This window comes from Arthrobacter sp. ISL-69 (assembly GCF_018613775.1).
Lineage (GTDB): Bacteria > Actinomycetota > Actinomycetes > Actinomycetales > Micrococcaceae > Arthrobacter.
Genome location: NZ_JAGGPO010000006.1, coordinates 1 through 14916 on the forward strand (window position 1 = coordinate 1; position 14916 = coordinate 14916).

The 14916-nt window shown below is 60.3% G+C and carries 21 protein-coding genes and 1 pseudogene; 11 read left to right on the forward strand and 11 right to left on the reverse strand.

Going from position 1 to position 14916, the window contains the following annotated elements; genetic code table 11:
- Nucleotides 1-78: 78 nt before the first annotated feature.
- Nucleotides 79-885: an IS3 family transposase gene (locus J7I79_RS02975; protein ID WP_251042330.1), complete on the reverse strand. Its 807-nt coding sequence runs from the start codon at nt 883-885 to the stop codon at nt 79-81.
- A gap of 47 nt (nt 886-932) precedes the next feature.
- On the reverse strand, nt 933-1415 hold the full coding sequence (locus tag J7I79_RS02980; RefSeq protein WP_214950081.1) for a helix-turn-helix domain-containing protein: 483 nt from the start codon (nt 1413-1415) through the stop codon (nt 933-935).
- Nucleotides 1416-1466: 51 nt separating this feature from the next.
- On the opposite strand from J7I79_RS02980, the pseudogene J7I79_RS02985 reads away from it, so the two are divergent.
- The 5 genes and pseudogenes from J7I79_RS02985 to J7I79_RS03005 form a co-directional block, all read left to right on the forward strand.
- Nucleotides 1467-1628 (forward strand): annotated as a pseudogene (locus J7I79_RS02985) (IS30 family transposase); the annotation flags it as partial.
- A gap of 91 nt (nt 1629-1719) precedes the next feature.
- Nucleotides 1720-2106: a VOC family protein gene (locus J7I79_RS02990; RefSeq protein ID WP_214950088.1), complete on the forward strand. Its 387-nt coding sequence runs from the start codon at nt 1720-1722 to the stop codon at nt 2104-2106.
- A gap of 130 nt (nt 2107-2236) precedes the next feature.
- On the forward strand, nt 2237-2668 hold the full coding sequence (locus J7I79_RS02995; RefSeq protein WP_214950090.1) for a DUF309 domain-containing protein: 432 nt from the start codon (nt 2237-2239) through the stop codon (nt 2666-2668).
- A gap of 178 nt (nt 2669-2846) precedes the next feature.
- Complete coding sequence (locus tag J7I79_RS03000; RefSeq protein ID WP_214950092.1) at nt 2847-3461, forward strand: RNA polymerase sigma factor; 615 nt, start codon at nt 2847-2849, stop codon at nt 3459-3461.
- Nucleotides 3458-4015 (forward strand): hypothetical protein, encoded by a 558-nt coding sequence (locus J7I79_RS03005; protein ID WP_214950094.1) that lies wholly within the window; start codon nt 3458-3460, stop codon nt 4013-4015. The genes J7I79_RS03000 and J7I79_RS03005 overlap by 4 nt, the downstream gene beginning before the upstream one ends.
- A gap of 53 nt (nt 4016-4068) precedes the next feature.
- On the opposite strand, the gene J7I79_RS03010 is transcribed toward J7I79_RS03005, so the two are convergent.
- From J7I79_RS03010 to J7I79_RS03020, 3 genes are all read right to left on the reverse strand, one after another.
- Nucleotides 4069-4326, reverse strand: a complete 258-nt coding sequence (locus J7I79_RS03010; protein ID WP_214950096.1) for a hypothetical protein — start codon at nt 4324-4326, stop codon at nt 4069-4071.
- 176 nt (nt 4327-4502) lie between these two features.
- Complete coding sequence (locus J7I79_RS03015) at nt 4503-4841, reverse strand: hypothetical protein (RefSeq protein WP_214950098.1); 339 nt, start codon at nt 4839-4841, stop codon at nt 4503-4505.
- 543 nt (nt 4842-5384) lie between these two features.
- A complete protein-coding gene (locus tag J7I79_RS03020; RefSeq protein WP_214950100.1) occupies nt 5385-5657 on the reverse strand; it encodes a DNA gyrase subunit A in 273 nt (90 codons plus the stop codon).
- A gap of 260 nt (nt 5658-5917) precedes the next feature.
- Between J7I79_RS03020 and J7I79_RS03025 the strand changes: the two genes are divergently transcribed.
- Entirely contained in the window at nt 5918-6580 is a 663-nt protein-coding gene (locus J7I79_RS03025) for a hypothetical protein (protein ID WP_214950102.1), read from the forward strand.
- A gap of 221 nt (nt 6581-6801) precedes the next feature.
- Entirely contained in the window at nt 6802-6993 is a 192-nt protein-coding gene (locus J7I79_RS03030) for a hypothetical protein (RefSeq protein ID WP_251042331.1), read from the forward strand.
- Nucleotides 6994-7211: 218 nt separating this feature from the next.
- Here J7I79_RS03030 and J7I79_RS03035 read toward each other — a convergent pair whose 3' ends face one another.
- From J7I79_RS03035 to J7I79_RS03045, 3 genes are all read right to left on the reverse strand, one after another.
- The gene (locus tag J7I79_RS03035; protein WP_214950103.1) at nt 7212-8039 is read right to left on the reverse strand and encodes a peptidase M56 family protein; all 828 of its coding nucleotides are present in this window, start codon (nt 8037-8039) and stop codon (nt 7212-7214) included.
- Nucleotides 8036-8638, reverse strand: coding sequence for an RNA polymerase sigma factor (locus J7I79_RS03040; protein WP_214950105.1), 603 nt, complete (start codon nt 8636-8638; stop codon nt 8036-8038). The genes J7I79_RS03035 and J7I79_RS03040 overlap by 4 nt, the downstream gene beginning before the upstream one ends.
- 181 nt (nt 8639-8819) lie before the next feature.
- Complete coding sequence (locus tag J7I79_RS03045; protein WP_214950107.1) at nt 8820-9014, reverse strand: hypothetical protein; 195 nt, start codon at nt 9012-9014, stop codon at nt 8820-8822.
- Nucleotides 9015-9288: 274 nt separating this feature from the next.
- On the opposite strand from J7I79_RS03045, the gene J7I79_RS03050 reads away from it, so the two are divergent.
- On the forward strand, nt 9289-9846 hold the full coding sequence (locus tag J7I79_RS03050) for a hypothetical protein (RefSeq protein ID WP_214950109.1): 558 nt from the start codon (nt 9289-9291) through the stop codon (nt 9844-9846).
- 468 nt (nt 9847-10314) lie between these two features.
- On the opposite strand, the gene J7I79_RS03055 is transcribed toward J7I79_RS03050, so the two are convergent.
- Complete coding sequence (locus J7I79_RS03055; protein WP_214950111.1) at nt 10315-10539, reverse strand: hypothetical protein; 225 nt, start codon at nt 10537-10539, stop codon at nt 10315-10317.
- A gap of 368 nt (nt 10540-10907) precedes the next feature.
- Between J7I79_RS03055 and J7I79_RS03060 the strand changes: the two genes are divergently transcribed.
- Nucleotides 10908-11558, forward strand: a complete 651-nt coding sequence (locus J7I79_RS03060) for a hypothetical protein (protein WP_214950113.1) — start codon at nt 10908-10910, stop codon at nt 11556-11558.
- A gap of 194 nt (nt 11559-11752) precedes the next feature.
- A complete protein-coding gene (locus tag J7I79_RS03065; RefSeq protein ID WP_214950115.1) occupies nt 11753-12043 on the forward strand; it encodes a hypothetical protein in 291 nt (96 codons plus the stop codon).
- Between the two features lie 178 nt (nt 12044-12221).
- Here J7I79_RS03065 and J7I79_RS03070 read toward each other — a convergent pair whose 3' ends face one another.
- Complete coding sequence (locus tag J7I79_RS03070) at nt 12222-12497, reverse strand: hypothetical protein (protein ID WP_214950117.1); 276 nt, start codon at nt 12495-12497, stop codon at nt 12222-12224.
- A 271-nt stretch (nt 12498-12768) separates the two neighbouring features.
- On the opposite strand from J7I79_RS03070, the gene J7I79_RS03075 reads away from it, so the two are divergent.
- The gene (locus tag J7I79_RS03075) at nt 12769-13368 is read left to right on the forward strand and encodes a recombinase family protein (protein ID WP_214950119.1); all 600 of its coding nucleotides are present in this window, start codon (nt 12769-12771) and stop codon (nt 13366-13368) included.
- Between the two features lie 71 nt (nt 13369-13439).
- Here the strand turns inward: J7I79_RS03075 and J7I79_RS03080 are convergent, their stop codons facing one another.
- Nucleotides 13440-14780 carry a glutamyl-tRNA reductase gene (locus tag J7I79_RS03080; protein ID WP_214950121.1) on the reverse strand — a complete coding sequence of 447 codons (1341 nt, stop codon included), beginning with the start codon at nt 14778-14780 and terminating at the stop codon, nt 13440-13442.
- Nucleotides 14781-14916: the final 136 nt, after the last annotated feature.

Genomic DNA, 14916 nt, shown 5'->3' on the forward strand with positions numbered 1-14916 from the left:
GCCCTGGCAGCGCGGCATTAACGAAACACCAATGGCCTGCTGGAGTGGTCCCCGAAAGTTGGACACCTTAATCGAACCTTACGCGATGGCGGATGTTTGGGCGCGGTACTCGTCGGGGCTGAGGTTACCGAGCCGCTGCTGAATGCGGGTGGTGTTCCACCATCGCAGGTAGTCAGTCAGCCCCGCATGAAATTCCTCGAGAGTCCCGGGTCTCTGGATGCGGAACCATTCCTCCTTGAGATGGCTGAAGAACCCCTCCATGACGGCGTTGTCGAGACACGTGCCTTTGCGGGACATCGACTGGGTGAGCCCCGCCTCACGCAACGTGTCCCGCCAGAGGGCGTGACGGTACTGAAATCCCTGGTCGGAGTGAACAAGAGGTTTCTCACCAACGTTGAGAGCCTCGATTGCAATGCGAAGGCCGTCGGTGACCATCTTCACGCTCGGAGAGGGACCTGCCGTCGCAGAGATGATCCGGTTGTCATGGAGATCGAGGATGGGCGAAACGTAGACCTTGGAACTGCCGATGTTGAACTCGGTCACGTCCGTGGCCCACTTGGTGTGCCTAAATCCTGTCGCGAACTGGCGGTTCAACAAGTTGTCGGCCGCCTCGCCGACCTCACCTCGGAAGGAGTTGTACCGTTTGCGACGGCGCACCGGGCACTGCAATCCGAGCTCGCGCATCAGTTTGAGCACGGTCTTCTTGGACACCCTCCACCCTTGTCGGAGCAGGACGGAGAGGATACGCCGGTGCCCGTATGCGCTGTTAGCCGCCTCGAATGCACCCCGAATGGCCTCTTTGATATCGGTCTGGGTGTCCCCGCGACTGAGCCGGCGCCGGTGGTCGTAGAACGTCGACCTGGGAAGGTCCGCGATCTGCAGCAAGAGGGGTAGCGGGTAGTGCGCCTTGAGATCTTCGACAGCACGAACTTTCAGCGTCGTTCCCGTGACCTCAAGGCCCGCAATTTTCCCAAGTACGCGACCTCAGCGCGAAGCCGTTCGTTCTCCGTGCGCAGCGTCTCGATCTCGCTTTCCGGAGGGGAATCCCCGCGATCGGTTGGCGGCCTGCCGCGCCGCTTCGGACGTAGCCCGACTTCCCCATCGCGCCGATAGATGCTCGTCCAGTTGGCAACGGTGCTGGGCGACGGAAGGCCATACTCCTCGGAAAGAGCTCTTCCGGACTCACCCTTGATATGGCGCACCACGATCTCGAGCTTGGTCTCGAAGTCGTACTGCCTGCGGTCTCTCGTCACCAGCGCACCCGCCCCCCGTAGCTGCCATCGCTGATACAACATTTGGACCGGAGACCGGGCAAGGTCAAGCGAAATGGCCACGGACTTCGCAGTGAAGCCCTGCTCGAACAATTCGACAGCCGACACGGCGTCGGAGTGACTCAACGTGCTTCCTGAGTACATCTGATTACTCCCTGAAGAAGGATACCTAGATTCGGTGTCCAACTTTCGGGGACCACTCCACTACTGCGCCAGTATTTCCCCAAGGGCACGGACCTGAGCATCCACAGCGCCGCAGACCTCGACTGGGTTGCCCAGGAACTCAACGACCGACCGCGCAAAGGACTAGAGTTCAGGAAACCGATCGAACTGATCGAAAACCTCCTGTTGCAATGACCGCCTGAATCCGCCGATCCTTGAACGCAACACCAGGAATTCACAAGCACGCGGCGAGCGAAGTGCATGGCTCGAGGGCAGGATGGAGAACATGGAAGTCCTTGGGAGCCGCATCCTGCTTCATCCGTCCGAACCCGAGCGGAGCCACCGGTTTTATCGGGACACGTTGGGCTTGGCGATCTACCGAGAGTTCGGGAGTCGTGACGCGCCGGGTCTGGTCTTTTTCCTGGGAAACGGTTTTCTTGAGGTCAGTGGACGATCGACTGATCCGCACGGGAGTGCCCTGGCGATCTGGATTCAGGTCCGCGACGTGCAGCTCGAGCACGATCGGCTGCTGGGGGCCGGGGTACCGGTGATCCGCAAGCCGCAGCAGGAGCCGTGGGGGCTGGTGGAGATGTGGATCGCGGACCCCGACGGAGTGCGCATCGTGCTCGTTGAGGTTCCGAAGGATCACCCCCTGCGACGCGACCAGCGGTGATCGTTTCTTCTCTCGCGACCGCCGCCCCGACGACATCCTTTGCGGCGGAACGAATGTTCGAAGGGCCGGGCCTTAGCATTGGGCGTATGAAGGTTGGTAAGGTCCACGGATGCTCAGGGCGGAAACCGCAATGACCCGTGACAGGGATCGGGATGCTTCAAGTCGCCCGCGTCAGGCCCGGCCACGTGACGCTCTTGGGCGGCCGCTGCCGTACGGAAGCGCTGGCGTCGAGCCGGTCTCGGAGGAGCCGCTGCCGCCGGCGCAGACGTTGGTCTCGGCCCGGAGTCTGGTGGAAGCTGGCCGGCCCTTCGCCGCCCATGAGGTACTCGAGGCCCGCTGGAAAGCCGGGCCGACCGAAGAACGCAACCTTTGGCAAGGACTCGCCCAGATCTGCGTCGGGCTCACCCACGCCGCCCGGGGCAACAGCGTTGGCGCGCTCCGGCTCTTCAAGCGCGGTGCGGCCCGACTCGAGGAGTACGGTTCCGGCGAAGGGCCGACCTACGGGCTCGACTTGTCCGCCGTTGTGAGTTGCGCACGTGATCGGATGCGCACCGGCCGCTGAGCTGGCGACGGAGGCACTATTTCCGGGGGACTACTAAGAGTTTGCTTGACCAATAACTTGTCCCGTTTGCGGGAACCCTGAGCGGGACGGATTCAGCTCCGGTAACTGGACCCTGCTCTTTTTGCCGTCTGTGATTTTAGTGATGGAACCAGGATGGGGTTGCCGGACACTTAAAGGTATGGGGGACACAGGGAAGGTATCCACAGATAGCGAGCTTTGGCTGCGCGTCGTGGATGGTGACGGCTCGGCTTTTGCATCCCTCTATAGGCGCCATCGCGATCGGGTCTTCATTCACAGCCTCCGGCTAGTAAGGACACAATTCGAGGCCGAAGACGTAACAGCGATGGCGTTCCTTGAGGCCTGGCGTTGCAGGTCCAAGATTCGCCTGGTCAACGACTCAATGGTCGGTTGGCTGCTGGTAACTGCCACGAACGTGGCAAGGAACAAGCTCAGGTCCACACTGCGGTATGAACGCCTTCTCCGGAAACTTCCAGAAAGCCAGGCGGTGCCGGATCACAGCGACTTCGTAGCTGACACGGTCGACGAGGACCGACGGTCCCAGCTCCTGCACCGGGCCTACCGTTCACTGGGTCGACAGGACCAGGAAATTATTGCGCTCTGCGTTTTCGAGGACATGAGCACAGCTGAGGTGTGTGAGCTGCTTGGCATTCCATCTGGCACGGTGAAGTCCCGCCCATCAAGAGCCAAAGGGAAGCTCTCACAGCTCATGAGACCACCAACAGGGTTCCTGTCGGCACGGCCCCGACTCACGTCTGAGGAGGAAACACAATGAGTGACAATTCGCGTTCACCCCGCTTCAACGGGGAACGCAGCGCAGCCATTGAGGCGCTGCTGACTAAGGTCGTGCAGGACGGGACCCCGGAAAACCGGCACTTCCAGGACACCAAAGGCAAGAGGATTTTGCTGGCAGGCATCGCCGTCGCCCTTGTGGCAACCGGAGGTGCCGTCGTCATGCAACTGCCTGTCACGGACAAAAGCTCAATTGATTGCTTTGCACGAGCCGAACTCCACGGCAGCCGGTTCCCCGGCACCACAGTTGTACTGGGGGAAGGAACACGGGTCGGCGAGCCATCGACACAACGCAACCCAATCCCTATCGAGGATGCGTTGGCCGCCTGCCGGGATGTGTGGGCCCAGCACGGACTGGACCCCGATGACCCTGACGGCAACGCACATCCGAGCCTGTACGACCGCAGCTTTTCCTATCCCGTTCCCGACCCACTGACCGTATGCGTGCTTCAGGACGGTAGAGCCGCCGTCATCCCCGGAGACGAAAAAGTGTGCGGTGCACTGGGACTGGCCCTGAAAACGGACACAGCACCTTGAAACGGAGGGCGATCAACAGCTTCGGCCCGATGGGGGAACGTTTACAGGACGGTCTATGTCGCTCCGCGTTGAGACGGATCATCGTCCTCATCGTCCGACTCCTGAGGAACGGCGTTAGGTTGGCTGTCTTGGCCTTTCTTACCGATCAGCTCCTGGCGATATCCTTCAACTTTTGTGGCGTAGTCGCCGCCCCATCCAACGGCAAAATAAGCACCCAAGCCGATCGAAATCATGATCATGGCAGTTGTGCCGGCTTCGGGCCCGGCTATCCAGGTCACGACCGCGTAAAGACCCAGAACTGCCAGGATCACGAGAAGGACTTTCCCAACTTTCCTCATCTCACATCTCCGATCTAGGAGTTCTAACGGCGTGAACAGCGCGGCCGGATCCCATGATGGTATGTCCCGAACCGCTCTGTTCGTCCCGGCTTGAAGTGGCAGTTCTATTTGGTCCGTTCGGGAACCCGTACCGGGACGGGTTCCCAGGTCTAGGCCAGCTGAGTCAAGCTAAATACGGCCAGGCAAGGAGCGGCGGCCTCAATATCGCGCTTCCTCCGCCCACGATCAACAGAATCAAGTACCAGCGGACGCGCTTCTCTGGCATGTCCTAACCCCCCAGCCGGCCCGTGTGATTCATTGGCGAGTTGCTTCTCGACCAGAGATTCCGGGCGGAACATCGAAGCGAACCAACCGCCTATAAGAGCCGGCCAATAGGCCACGGAAAGAAAGCCGTCCGGGCCGTCCGCAAGAGTGATAACAAAAGTCACGGAAAAGAAAATCGAGCAGACGCCCATAACCACGACGAGCCAACGTGCCGGGGCGAACACGAGCTGGGACCCTGCTTTGGCCCTTCAGAAGCCACACGACCCCACCCATGGCGCCAATGAAAACCATCACCACGCCGATCCATTTGATGGTGTCATTCTTGCCTGACGGGACTGCAAGAAAGGCAACGACCAAAGAAGAAAGGGCCAAAAGAATCACGACGTATCCAGCAGTGGTCCGAAATCGCTTCTGTCCCATCGTCGCCATGGCATCATCGAACTCTGCTGGTCAGGCTGTGTCAACGTCCTGGAGCTGGACTGGCTCAGGTGGCAGGATTTGGGACTGCCCGAACGTTGAGCGGGACAGATTCGCTGTACTCAGTGTTGTCCCGCCTGAGTGGCCAGGGCTGCGCCATGGTCCGTGGCCCAACAGTGAGAGGGACTTGGCAGTGGCGCGTAGGGTGCTGCGCGGGTAGTCGTGTCGAGCGTGCGTCGTGCCGGACGCGGACTAATCGCCGCCACGGAGTTCATAATGCACTTCATGGCGCTGAAAGCTGGGGTGCGAGGCCAGGACGATCAACCGTAAGTGGACCGTACGCGACCAGTTCAGCGCCCATCGGGCAACCTTGATCTAAGTTCTTCTGCACGGGAAACAATGTTCTGACGCTGGTCTCGGGTGAATCTTCTGACCTGCATGTCGAGGACGAACCGGCTGCCCAGTGCTCCCACGCCCAACAGTTGACCCACGCGACGGATTGCTTCATCCACGTCCTCTGAATCGTCAATCACTTGGAAGACCTCGTCGCGCCGATCCATCGCCTGCTCCAGGGCCTCGAGGATCATCAATTCATCCCTCGTCTGCCGCTCATCCTCATCCATGCCGCGATTCTTGCACGACCGGCAGTTCTTGGGGCATTTCCGTCCAGTTTGGGGATCCTTCACCGGGCATAAGCCGGACCAGGGCGCTTGGCGGGCGCCGATGAGGCCGGCAGCAACCTTGGTTTGTTAAACCCTGTCGCGAATCTAGTCGCTGGAGACGTTTCGCTTAGTCCTCCGGGCGCTAGGATCTGCACAGGACGCATGAGCAGGTTTTCAATGGCGCCTTGTCAGCGTTTTGTGCTTCGGGGAAGAAGAAGACGATGAGCGGTATTGACGATCTCATGGCGGAGGCCAATGACCGCTGGGCAGACGCGACGAGAAGAGCCCAGGGCGTCGAGGACAACGGCCTGGGCGAGGCCGTGAAAACCTACTACACACGCTATTTTCCTGCCGGATTCTTCATCCTGGTCGCGGCCGGGACCATCGGCGCAACCCTGGCTTTCCCGGGCACACCGGAGAGGTGGACGACCTTCCTAACCTTCGGGTTTCTCCTTGGATTTCTAGGCGCCCTGATTGGGGGCTTGGTCTACAACGCGAAGAAAGTGGTACCTGCAGCAAAGTTGGGGAGGATCGATGTGCTTCTTTCCCTTGAAAACGAGGAAAAAAAGCAGGTCCGTCGTCAGATCGCAGGGAAGGCACCCATCGATCCGGAACATCTTTCGGTCACCCGGGCCGCCGCGGTGCAATTACGAAAGGGCCTCGCCACGCAACTGCTGCTTCTGGCGCCGTTGTATCCGCTCGTCCTTATTCCCCAAGTCATGAACTTAGCTCTCCGCGGTGACAGTCTGTTCGCTTGGCTGATGGCAATTGGTGTGGGAGGAATAGTGGCCGGGGTAGGGTTTCTCGTCCGTGACTTCCGGCGGGCGGGCCGGTTCCTGACTCACACAGCGGAGCAGGCAGCCCCAGGCAACGCGCCGTTTTAATGTTCCAAACCCGAACCTTTATCGGGGCGGTTTTCGAGGTCTAGTCCATGAATCGTGCAACGGAGGGCCGCGACCTACCGGATTCTCATAGTTCGTGGTTCAGTTCATTCATGCCGTCTCAATCATCCAAAATGGCCGGTTGGCCTCCTGGTGGGGCAAGTCCTGAGGTGAAGCGCAGATTCCGTCACGTCATTTACTGGATGTGGACCTGCTTGTTGGTCATGATCATCCTGAATTTCTTGCCAATTGACACTGAACCGTGGCTTTGGGCAAAGCTTGTCCTCATGGGTGCTGCGGTCGTTGTGATGGGCGTGAAGGTGACTCGGTTTTCGTTGTGGCAACGAGATGAGTACTGGCGGGAGCGCGGCAAGGACCCCAAACATCCCGAACGTATTGTCCCGCCGGCCAGCTGAGCGAACTCGGTTGCTACTACTAGTTCCTGCCACTTGGAGCTTGGTGTGAGCGCTAGCGGAAATGGCAGAAAAGTAGCGGCTGAGAGCGGTGGTTCAGCTCCCGTTGAGGAACCCTGAACGGACGGAATCTGGTCTTCCGGCATATTCCATTGGAAGGCAACCGCAGCGGGCAGGGCCCTGGGGCGACCCTGCAACGCCGCGCGGCAGAAGAGGCTTCGCTAGGGTCCGCTCGTCGGGGCGTCAGCGGTTGGAAGGACGGGGAACTGTGAGGGGTAGGCGGGAATTCCGCCGCCCGAGCCTGATGCTTCGAAGATACCGACTTTAGTTTGGCCGTCGCTGAGGTACACGGCGATCTCGCGCGGTGGGCGGGGTGTGCTGAAGTTCTTCACGGCGTCTTCCGGGCTGGTGGGCATGGGGCCGCCGAACAGATCTTTGGCGTAGACATAACCGGACGCACCGTTGGTCGCCATGACCGCGATCAGATCAGGGGTCCCGTTTTCGGGGCTTTCGACGCCATACGTCTCGCCCTTGGCGTTGACGCCCAGGGCGGTTCTGACCTGCTTCACGTACTTAGCGGTGAGCTGCCAGCGGCTTTCGGGGTCGGTCGTGATCGTCACGCTGTGCTGGCCCGGGGTGAGAGGGATCGTGTAACGCCACTCGTTCAAACGAGCAGTAGCGTCGACCTCGGTGAAACTTGCACTGGCGCCGCCAGGGAACCCAAACCACCCAGGAGTGAGGGCGATCAGTTTCAAGTCGATGCCGGTGGTTCCTTCAGGCGGTTCGCCCAGTTCGACCGTCGCTGTACCTGTGTACGTCTCTGTCACCGGGGACGCCAAAGGTGTCACTTGTTCGGTCCCCGGAAGCACGAAAAAACCGGCCGCCGCAGCGCCGATGCCGCCGAGCAGCCCCGCGCCGGCCAGGGCGCCGGCGCCCAGCCACAACCGAATACGCCTGCGAGTCCGGGCCGGAGACGACTTCTGTACCCGTGAGACAAGTTCTGCTTCGAGTGCGTTGCTGAACCGGTCATCGACGCGAAGCTGGTTCATGACCGTTCTCCTTCCAAAACCGGGGTGGTGGAGACAGGTGACGGTTGTGACCTCTGAAGCGCGTTCCGCATGCGCTGACGGGCCCGGTGCATTCGTGTTTTGGCCGCACCCGGGGTCAGATTAAGAACAGCAGCCGCGGCAGCGATGGTGTATTCCTCAAAGACGATCAAGCTCACCAGGTGCACGTCCCCGGCGTTCAATGTTCCAAGAGCCCGGGCCAGATCCTGGTCGAGAACGTCTTGGGCGGTGCGATAAAAGTCTTGACCAGCGCGCTCGGTTTCGTCCGCTCGCGGAAGGGAAGCCAGGAGCCGGCGATAGCGGAGCGCTGCACGGCCGCTGTTGCGTGCGGCATTCGTTGTCGTGACGAGCAGCCAGGGCAGAACGGATCCTTCGACGATCCGCACCTTGGCCCGGCACCTCCAGAGTTCAAGAAACGCGGTGGCCATGATGTCTTCGGCATCGTGCCGGTCACCGGAGAGCCTGTACGCGTGGCGGAAGACCCTATCCCGGTGTCGGGCATACAACACCCTGAAGGCTTCACTCTCGCCCTTGAGGCTGCGAGACCACAGCCCCTCATCATCGGATTCAACGTTCCCCATGCCCTGTATTGTCCGCGACGGCCCAAAAGGTTACACACATGCGAAAAATCTTTAGCGAAATCCGCAACCCCGTCTGTTTGGGGAACCCGTTGTAGGACATATTCACGTGTCTTGGGATGCTTCAGTCCGTCGGCCTGCCCTTGGACCCTGCCATTTGTGTATGGCTGTATGGGGTCGTCCCTCAGGCGAGGACGAACATTGCAACGCCTGCGGCGATCAGGCAACAAAAACACACAAAGAGTGAAGTCCACAGGAATTTGTGTTCCCTGCCATATCCTTCTCCCTTCGGTTGCGGGTGTTTCGCCATATAGATGAGGGCAGCTATGAACGCAAGATCGGAAAGCGCCATGAATAGCATCCCCAACTGCTGCCACATGGCACCCTCCATTGAAGATCGTCCAGTCAGGGCGTTCGCGGCGACCGGCGTCCCGCCTTTGGCATACGCCCAATTTGGACCAAAATCCGTTGATCGCCGCGGCCCATCACAAGATCAGGATAGTTGCTTACCTTCAGTGTGACCGTTAGCTCGGATTGGCGATTAGATCGCAGCTTGAAATGGCGGTTTTGCTTCTTAGCCCTCATGTGTGTGGCCGTTACTGCAGCTGATTTTGCGCCCGGATGCCTGAGGAGCTGGGTCTACTATTGCCTGCATGAGACGCTGGATCAGCGAGCACCCCAATGCGTTCCAAGCATGGGTACTTCTGGTCGTATGGGCAGTCGGGATTGCGGCGTTATCGAGTTTTGGACGATCTCTGGGAGATGCCTTCTTCAGTTCACTTTTCTGGGTGGTCGTCCTTGGGTTGTCCTGGTATTTCACGTCACGGCGGTTGCGTAGAACGGCATCCGAGCTTGAGGCGCATGGACAAGTTTTGGCCTATATACGGTATCCGCGCTCACTTCCCGGTTCGCTTAGCGGAATCTGGAATCGGGGGATCGCGACCCTTGCCCCTGGGAAAATAGAGTTTCAGCCCGCTGTTTACGACACCCTGGAGCCATCCGGACGAGCCACTACGTTCACAGTCTTGGCCGCGACCCAGGAACTCCGACAGCTTGGCCGCGAAGATTCGAAATACATAGGTGAACCGGGCTTTCGATCGATCACGCTCACCACCGAAAAGGCGGATGTCGAGGTAGCAGCCACTCCGGCTTCCCTGCAGAAGATCCTTGATGCCGTCATCGCACCGCGAGAGCCTGAAGCCACCGATTGACCCGAACCACGGAACCCCTACCGGGCCAAAAATGGGCGCTGCGGCGCGCCACGTGGTCAAACGCCGCCCAACCGCCCGGTTGAGTAAGTGCGCGTGTGGTGACAGGCAATGACTGCGGTTGTAGGCTCCGGATATGTCGGAGGGTCGGAAGCGCATCGAGCCGCGCATGACGCGGGGCGGATTCCGCCTTCAATTAGTGACGTGGGCCTTGGTGACCATTAACCCGGTCTGGCAACTTGTGTACCGGTCGAATGAACCATGGGATGGGTTCCACTACATCATGGTGGCAATCTTGGTTGCTTGCGTCGGCTTTCTCGCATATTTGATGTATGTGCGCTACCACGACGGTCATTTCTGGGACGAGGAAGAAGCTAGGCGGGCGGACTGGGACCGTCGAGGTAGGCAGCTCTAGCGGTGACTCAAAAGACGAACCCCTATCGGCGCGGGTTTCCCACAAGGGAGCGGCGCCTACTGTTCAAAAGGGCCTTCACCCGGGGCATGAGGCTGACTTCGGAATTGTGCAATTTGCTCGTCTCGCTTCACCTTCCGATTGATGAAGATTGTGGAGACGCCTGCAATTGCTCCACCCGCAACGAGGAACAGAACGCCAGGCCATCCCAACACCACGTAGGTCACCCAACACATAGCCAGGAACCACACCACCCATAGGGCACGCTTCGTCGTCTTGCTCATGCCTCATCCTAATGAAGACTGCATCCTTCGGATACGGGAAATGATGTTTGCCCGTTGTACTCCAAGCGATCTTTTCGTCCAGTAAGTGGAACCCTCTACGGGACAGTCCGTGCAGAAGAGGAACACTAGGCCAAACTGCCGTGTAGCCATGCATGTCATCTGCCACAGATCACTCCACCTATTTCGGGGTCTAGGATGCAGCTAAGCAGTAAGAGGGGTACTGCCGCTAGACGGAAGGAACGGCGTTCATGCGGGTAATCCGTAACGCGAAGCAGGTGTCCGTAATAGCCGGTGGAGTCCTGGTAGGTGCCGCGGGCCTGGGCCTGTGGCAAGCCGCATTGCTTTCGAGCGGGCACGAAACCGGCAGAGTGGCCGCGCTCACCGCCATATTCGCTGGAGTGGCCCTTATCCAGGGCGGCGTCATTCTGTTATGGGACCGCCGATCCACACCCACCACCCTGATGCGGCCGCAGGCGGCGGATGCCATTCTCGGGATTCTGCCTGCGGCCGTCTTCGGATCCGCCATCGCAGCCCTGCCCGAAATTCGAGATCCTGCCAGGCCCGCTTTCTGGGTACTTGGCCTACTTCTATGTTCGATGGCTATTGCAGTAGTGCCGGCAGAGAAGGCGCTGCTCTCTGAGATTCCGCCACTGCGTTCGGTAGGCTTCCTGGACTGGATCAGATCGCAGAATTTCGGCTGGGGCACCCTGCTGCTCTCGATTCTCCTTACGTCCATGTACTTTACTTTTCCACTGCGGGTGGATGCCTGGACACCCGTGGTTGTCGTGCTGGCATTTGCCCAGGCCGCGGTGAGCATCTGGCGCATCGTAGAACAGCATCAATTTTCCAAGACAGGACCCCGCCTGTCCGGCATGCAGATAATCTGGCTGCGCGCGATCCACGTCAACCAGGGACACGAGGCGGCAGTCAAGGAGCTACGGGCGATGTATCCCAAGATCGGCACCGCGCGCGCCGATGCGCTCATCGAAAACCTCTACCAAGCCGAGGAAGAACGCTAACGACAAAAAGATTTTGGAAGCTGTCTGCGTCAGCCGGAGGGGAGTTTCCTTGGGGAACCCTGACCGGACGGAAGAGGGCTCCTGAACGGGTGAGGGTCAAAATCGAAGCAGATGAAGTGAGTGACATCGACAATGAATGGGCAGGGTGAGCCTTACCCGTTCCCAAATATTGGCGCGGCTTGTAGCCTCAGCACATGAGCGAGGCTAAGGGTCCCAAGAGGTTGCAACCCAGGATGACCCGCGGCGGCTTTCGCGTTCAGTTTGTCCTGTGGTCGCTCTGGACCGCGCTGCAGTTGGTGATGGTAGTCGGGAATCTGGTCGTGGGAACTGTTTGGGATCTGGGGGATTACCTATCGCTCGCAGCATTGATCCTGGGGGTGGCGTTCCTTGGGTTCCTTTTGTACGTTCGTCATCATGACGGCCATTTCTGGGAGGAGGAAGAGGCAAAGAGAGCTGATTGGGACCGGAGGGGGCGGGCACTATGACGCAGAGGAACCGCAGCGATTGGCTGTCTGGCCCCTGTTCCGCTGCTCGCCAAATGGGACTAAGTGCGTCTGACGACCCCGTCATCGCATTCAGCACGGTCCAAAAGGAATAAAGAAACGCTTTTGACTGGGTGTGGCGGGCAATCGCAGGCCTGTGCGGGCGCACGTTAGACGAAGTTTACAGCGGCGGTGTTTCCGAGGATCCGTTGGCTTTTCCTCCAGTGTCGCTGCCACTGCCCCTCCGCTTGTTCGGCCAATCCGCGCGGTCGGCGTCAGTATCCTTTTTCTTCCTCTGTGCCCGGTCCGCGGCCCAGCCGCCCACGAAGTAGAGCAGAAACACGAATGGCGCGAGCTGCCAGTTGATGAGCAAACCTACGCCCACGGTCAGCAGAATTCCCACCGCGATCAATACCGACCATTTGACCGCTTTTGAGACTCGTGAATTGTCGGGCATGGCTCAGGGTAATTGCAGCGGAGCCTCGGTCACAACAGGAATCACCAAATCCCTCGTACGACGTGTCCCATCTTGATCACCTGCCCTCCGCCTGGCGCCGGGCCGTAAGGGCTGTCCCGTTTAGAGCTTCCAAATCGTCCCATTAGAGGGTCCTACGCCGGGGAAGTCAGGACTTCACAAGCTGCGTTGTCGCGCCAGCTTTTGAGGTGTTCCGTATGACCAGTCCGGTGACCTGTCCTGTGATGGGGTCATATGTGACACACTGCTACACATGGCTGAACTTCTGGTCGGTTACGCGAGAGTCTCTACCGACGACCAAGACCTCACCGCTCAACAAGACGCCCTGGCCGCCATGGGCGTTGAACCTGACCGCATCTATGTCGACCATGGCCTCACCGGCAGCAATATGAACCGCCCTGGCCTCCGAGAAGCGCTGGCAGCCTGCCGCGCCGGCGATACCTTCGTTGTGGTGAAACTGGACCGCCTTGCCCGATCCGTGCGAGACGCTCATCAGATTGCCGACGAGCTCGCCACACGTGGAGTGAAACTCAGTATCGACGGCTCGGTGCACGATCCTGCGGACCCGATGGGCAAGTTGCTGTTCAACGTCCTGGCGATGGTCGCTGAATTTGAGGGCGATCTCATCCGGGCCCGGACCCGTGAAGGCATGAAGATCGCCAAGGCAAAGGGCCGGCTCCGGGGGAAAAAGCCCAAACTTTCACCCCGGCAGGAAGCACATCTGGTTCAACTGCATAGCGCCGGCGAGCACACCATGTACGAACTCGCTGAGCTGTTTTCCGTTGGCCGCTCCACCGTCTATCGGGCCATCGAAAGGGCGCGCCGGAAAACGGAAACCACGATCGAAACCTGACGCACGGCCAGCGACAACCTCGGCCAGATGGCTTTATTGTTTTGGGTTATATGTAGGAGCCATTTCCTGAACTAGGCGGTTTCCCGCCGGGCATCGGCGGACGCCGGACCTGCCTGGCCGTGATCCACCGGGCATTCTGCCACTGGCGCGGCGGCGGGCTGCTCAACGGTAATGCCGTACAGCGCTTCCAGCGCGGCAATGTAGTGTTCCTGCTGGCCGTTGGAGGCCAGTTCACGGGCCCGGACCGTCGGGACATGCAGGAGCTGCTTGACCATCCTGCGCAGTGCGAACTCGACTTCCTCGGCGGCGGCCGTGCAGCCGTGGCGCGCCCGGACCTTCTCCATTTCCGCGTCCAGGACGTTCATGGTGTGGCGGCGCAGCGCAACGATGGCCGAGTCCACGGACCGCGCTTCGCGCTCCTGCTCGAAGGCTGTGGCGGCGCCGGAGACGATGCCGCTGGCCTGGGCCAGTGATTCCGCCTGCTCCTGGGGAGCGGCGAGCCGCACGGATTCGAGGGTGAGCAGCTCGACGCCGTCGAGCTCGCCGACAGTCGGATCGAAATCGTGGGTGAGCGCCAGGTCGATGGCAATCAGCGTTTGCGGTGAGTCCGCCCGCACCCGGGCCAGCTCGTCCGCTTCGACGCGGGTATCGGAGCCGCTGCACCCGATCATGACATCCGCTGCGGCCACGGCGGCGGGGAGCGAATCGGCGTCGAGGGCCTTGCCGCCGCGGGTGGCCACGAAGCCTTCGGCGCGTCCGGAGGAGGAGAAGACGGAGATGTCCTTGCAGCCGCGTTCGCGGAGCAGTGACATGGTGGCACCGGCGTAGGCGCCGGTGCCGAAGACCACGGCCTTCTTGGTTGACCAGTCAGCGTTTTCGGAAAGGTCCGTGGCGAGGTCCAGGGCCACCGAGACAATCGACAGTCCGCGTGAGCCGAGGGCTGTCTGAGCCCCGACATCCTTCGCAGTCTTGGACGCGGCCTGGAACAGCCGGATGAGGCCGGAGCTGGCAGTACCTTCGTGCTGGGCGGTGATGAGGGCGCGTCGCACCTGGCCGGCGATTTCGCGTTCGCCCACCACGGCCGAATCCAGGCCCGAGCTCACGGCGAAGAGGTGCTGGCTGACTTCGCCGCCGGTGCGGGTATTGAAGGACCGGGAGACGAGCTGTTCGTTGAGCCCGCTGCGTTCGCTGATCTGGGCGACGAGGGCGGCCCGTGCCGCTTCTACGTCGTCCGCATGGGACGCTTCACCGTAAATTTCGAAGCGGTTGCAGGTGGCAAGCACCACCGCACCCGTCACTGCCGGTGACCCGGAGAGTGCGGATGTAGCCAGCTCGGAAGCGCCGGTGCTCAGTTGAGCAACGGTCTCGAGGTCGATGTCGGCGTGTGTAGCCACCAATGAGAAAAGAACCACAGCATCACAATCATAGCTTTTTCGTCGCGGTGTAGAACAACTATGCGCCGTGGGAAAGACCACGGCGTCCTGTGATTCCCGCCACGGGCGGCCGTGACGGGCTCCGGGTGACAGGCTGTCGTTATCTTTTGCAGGC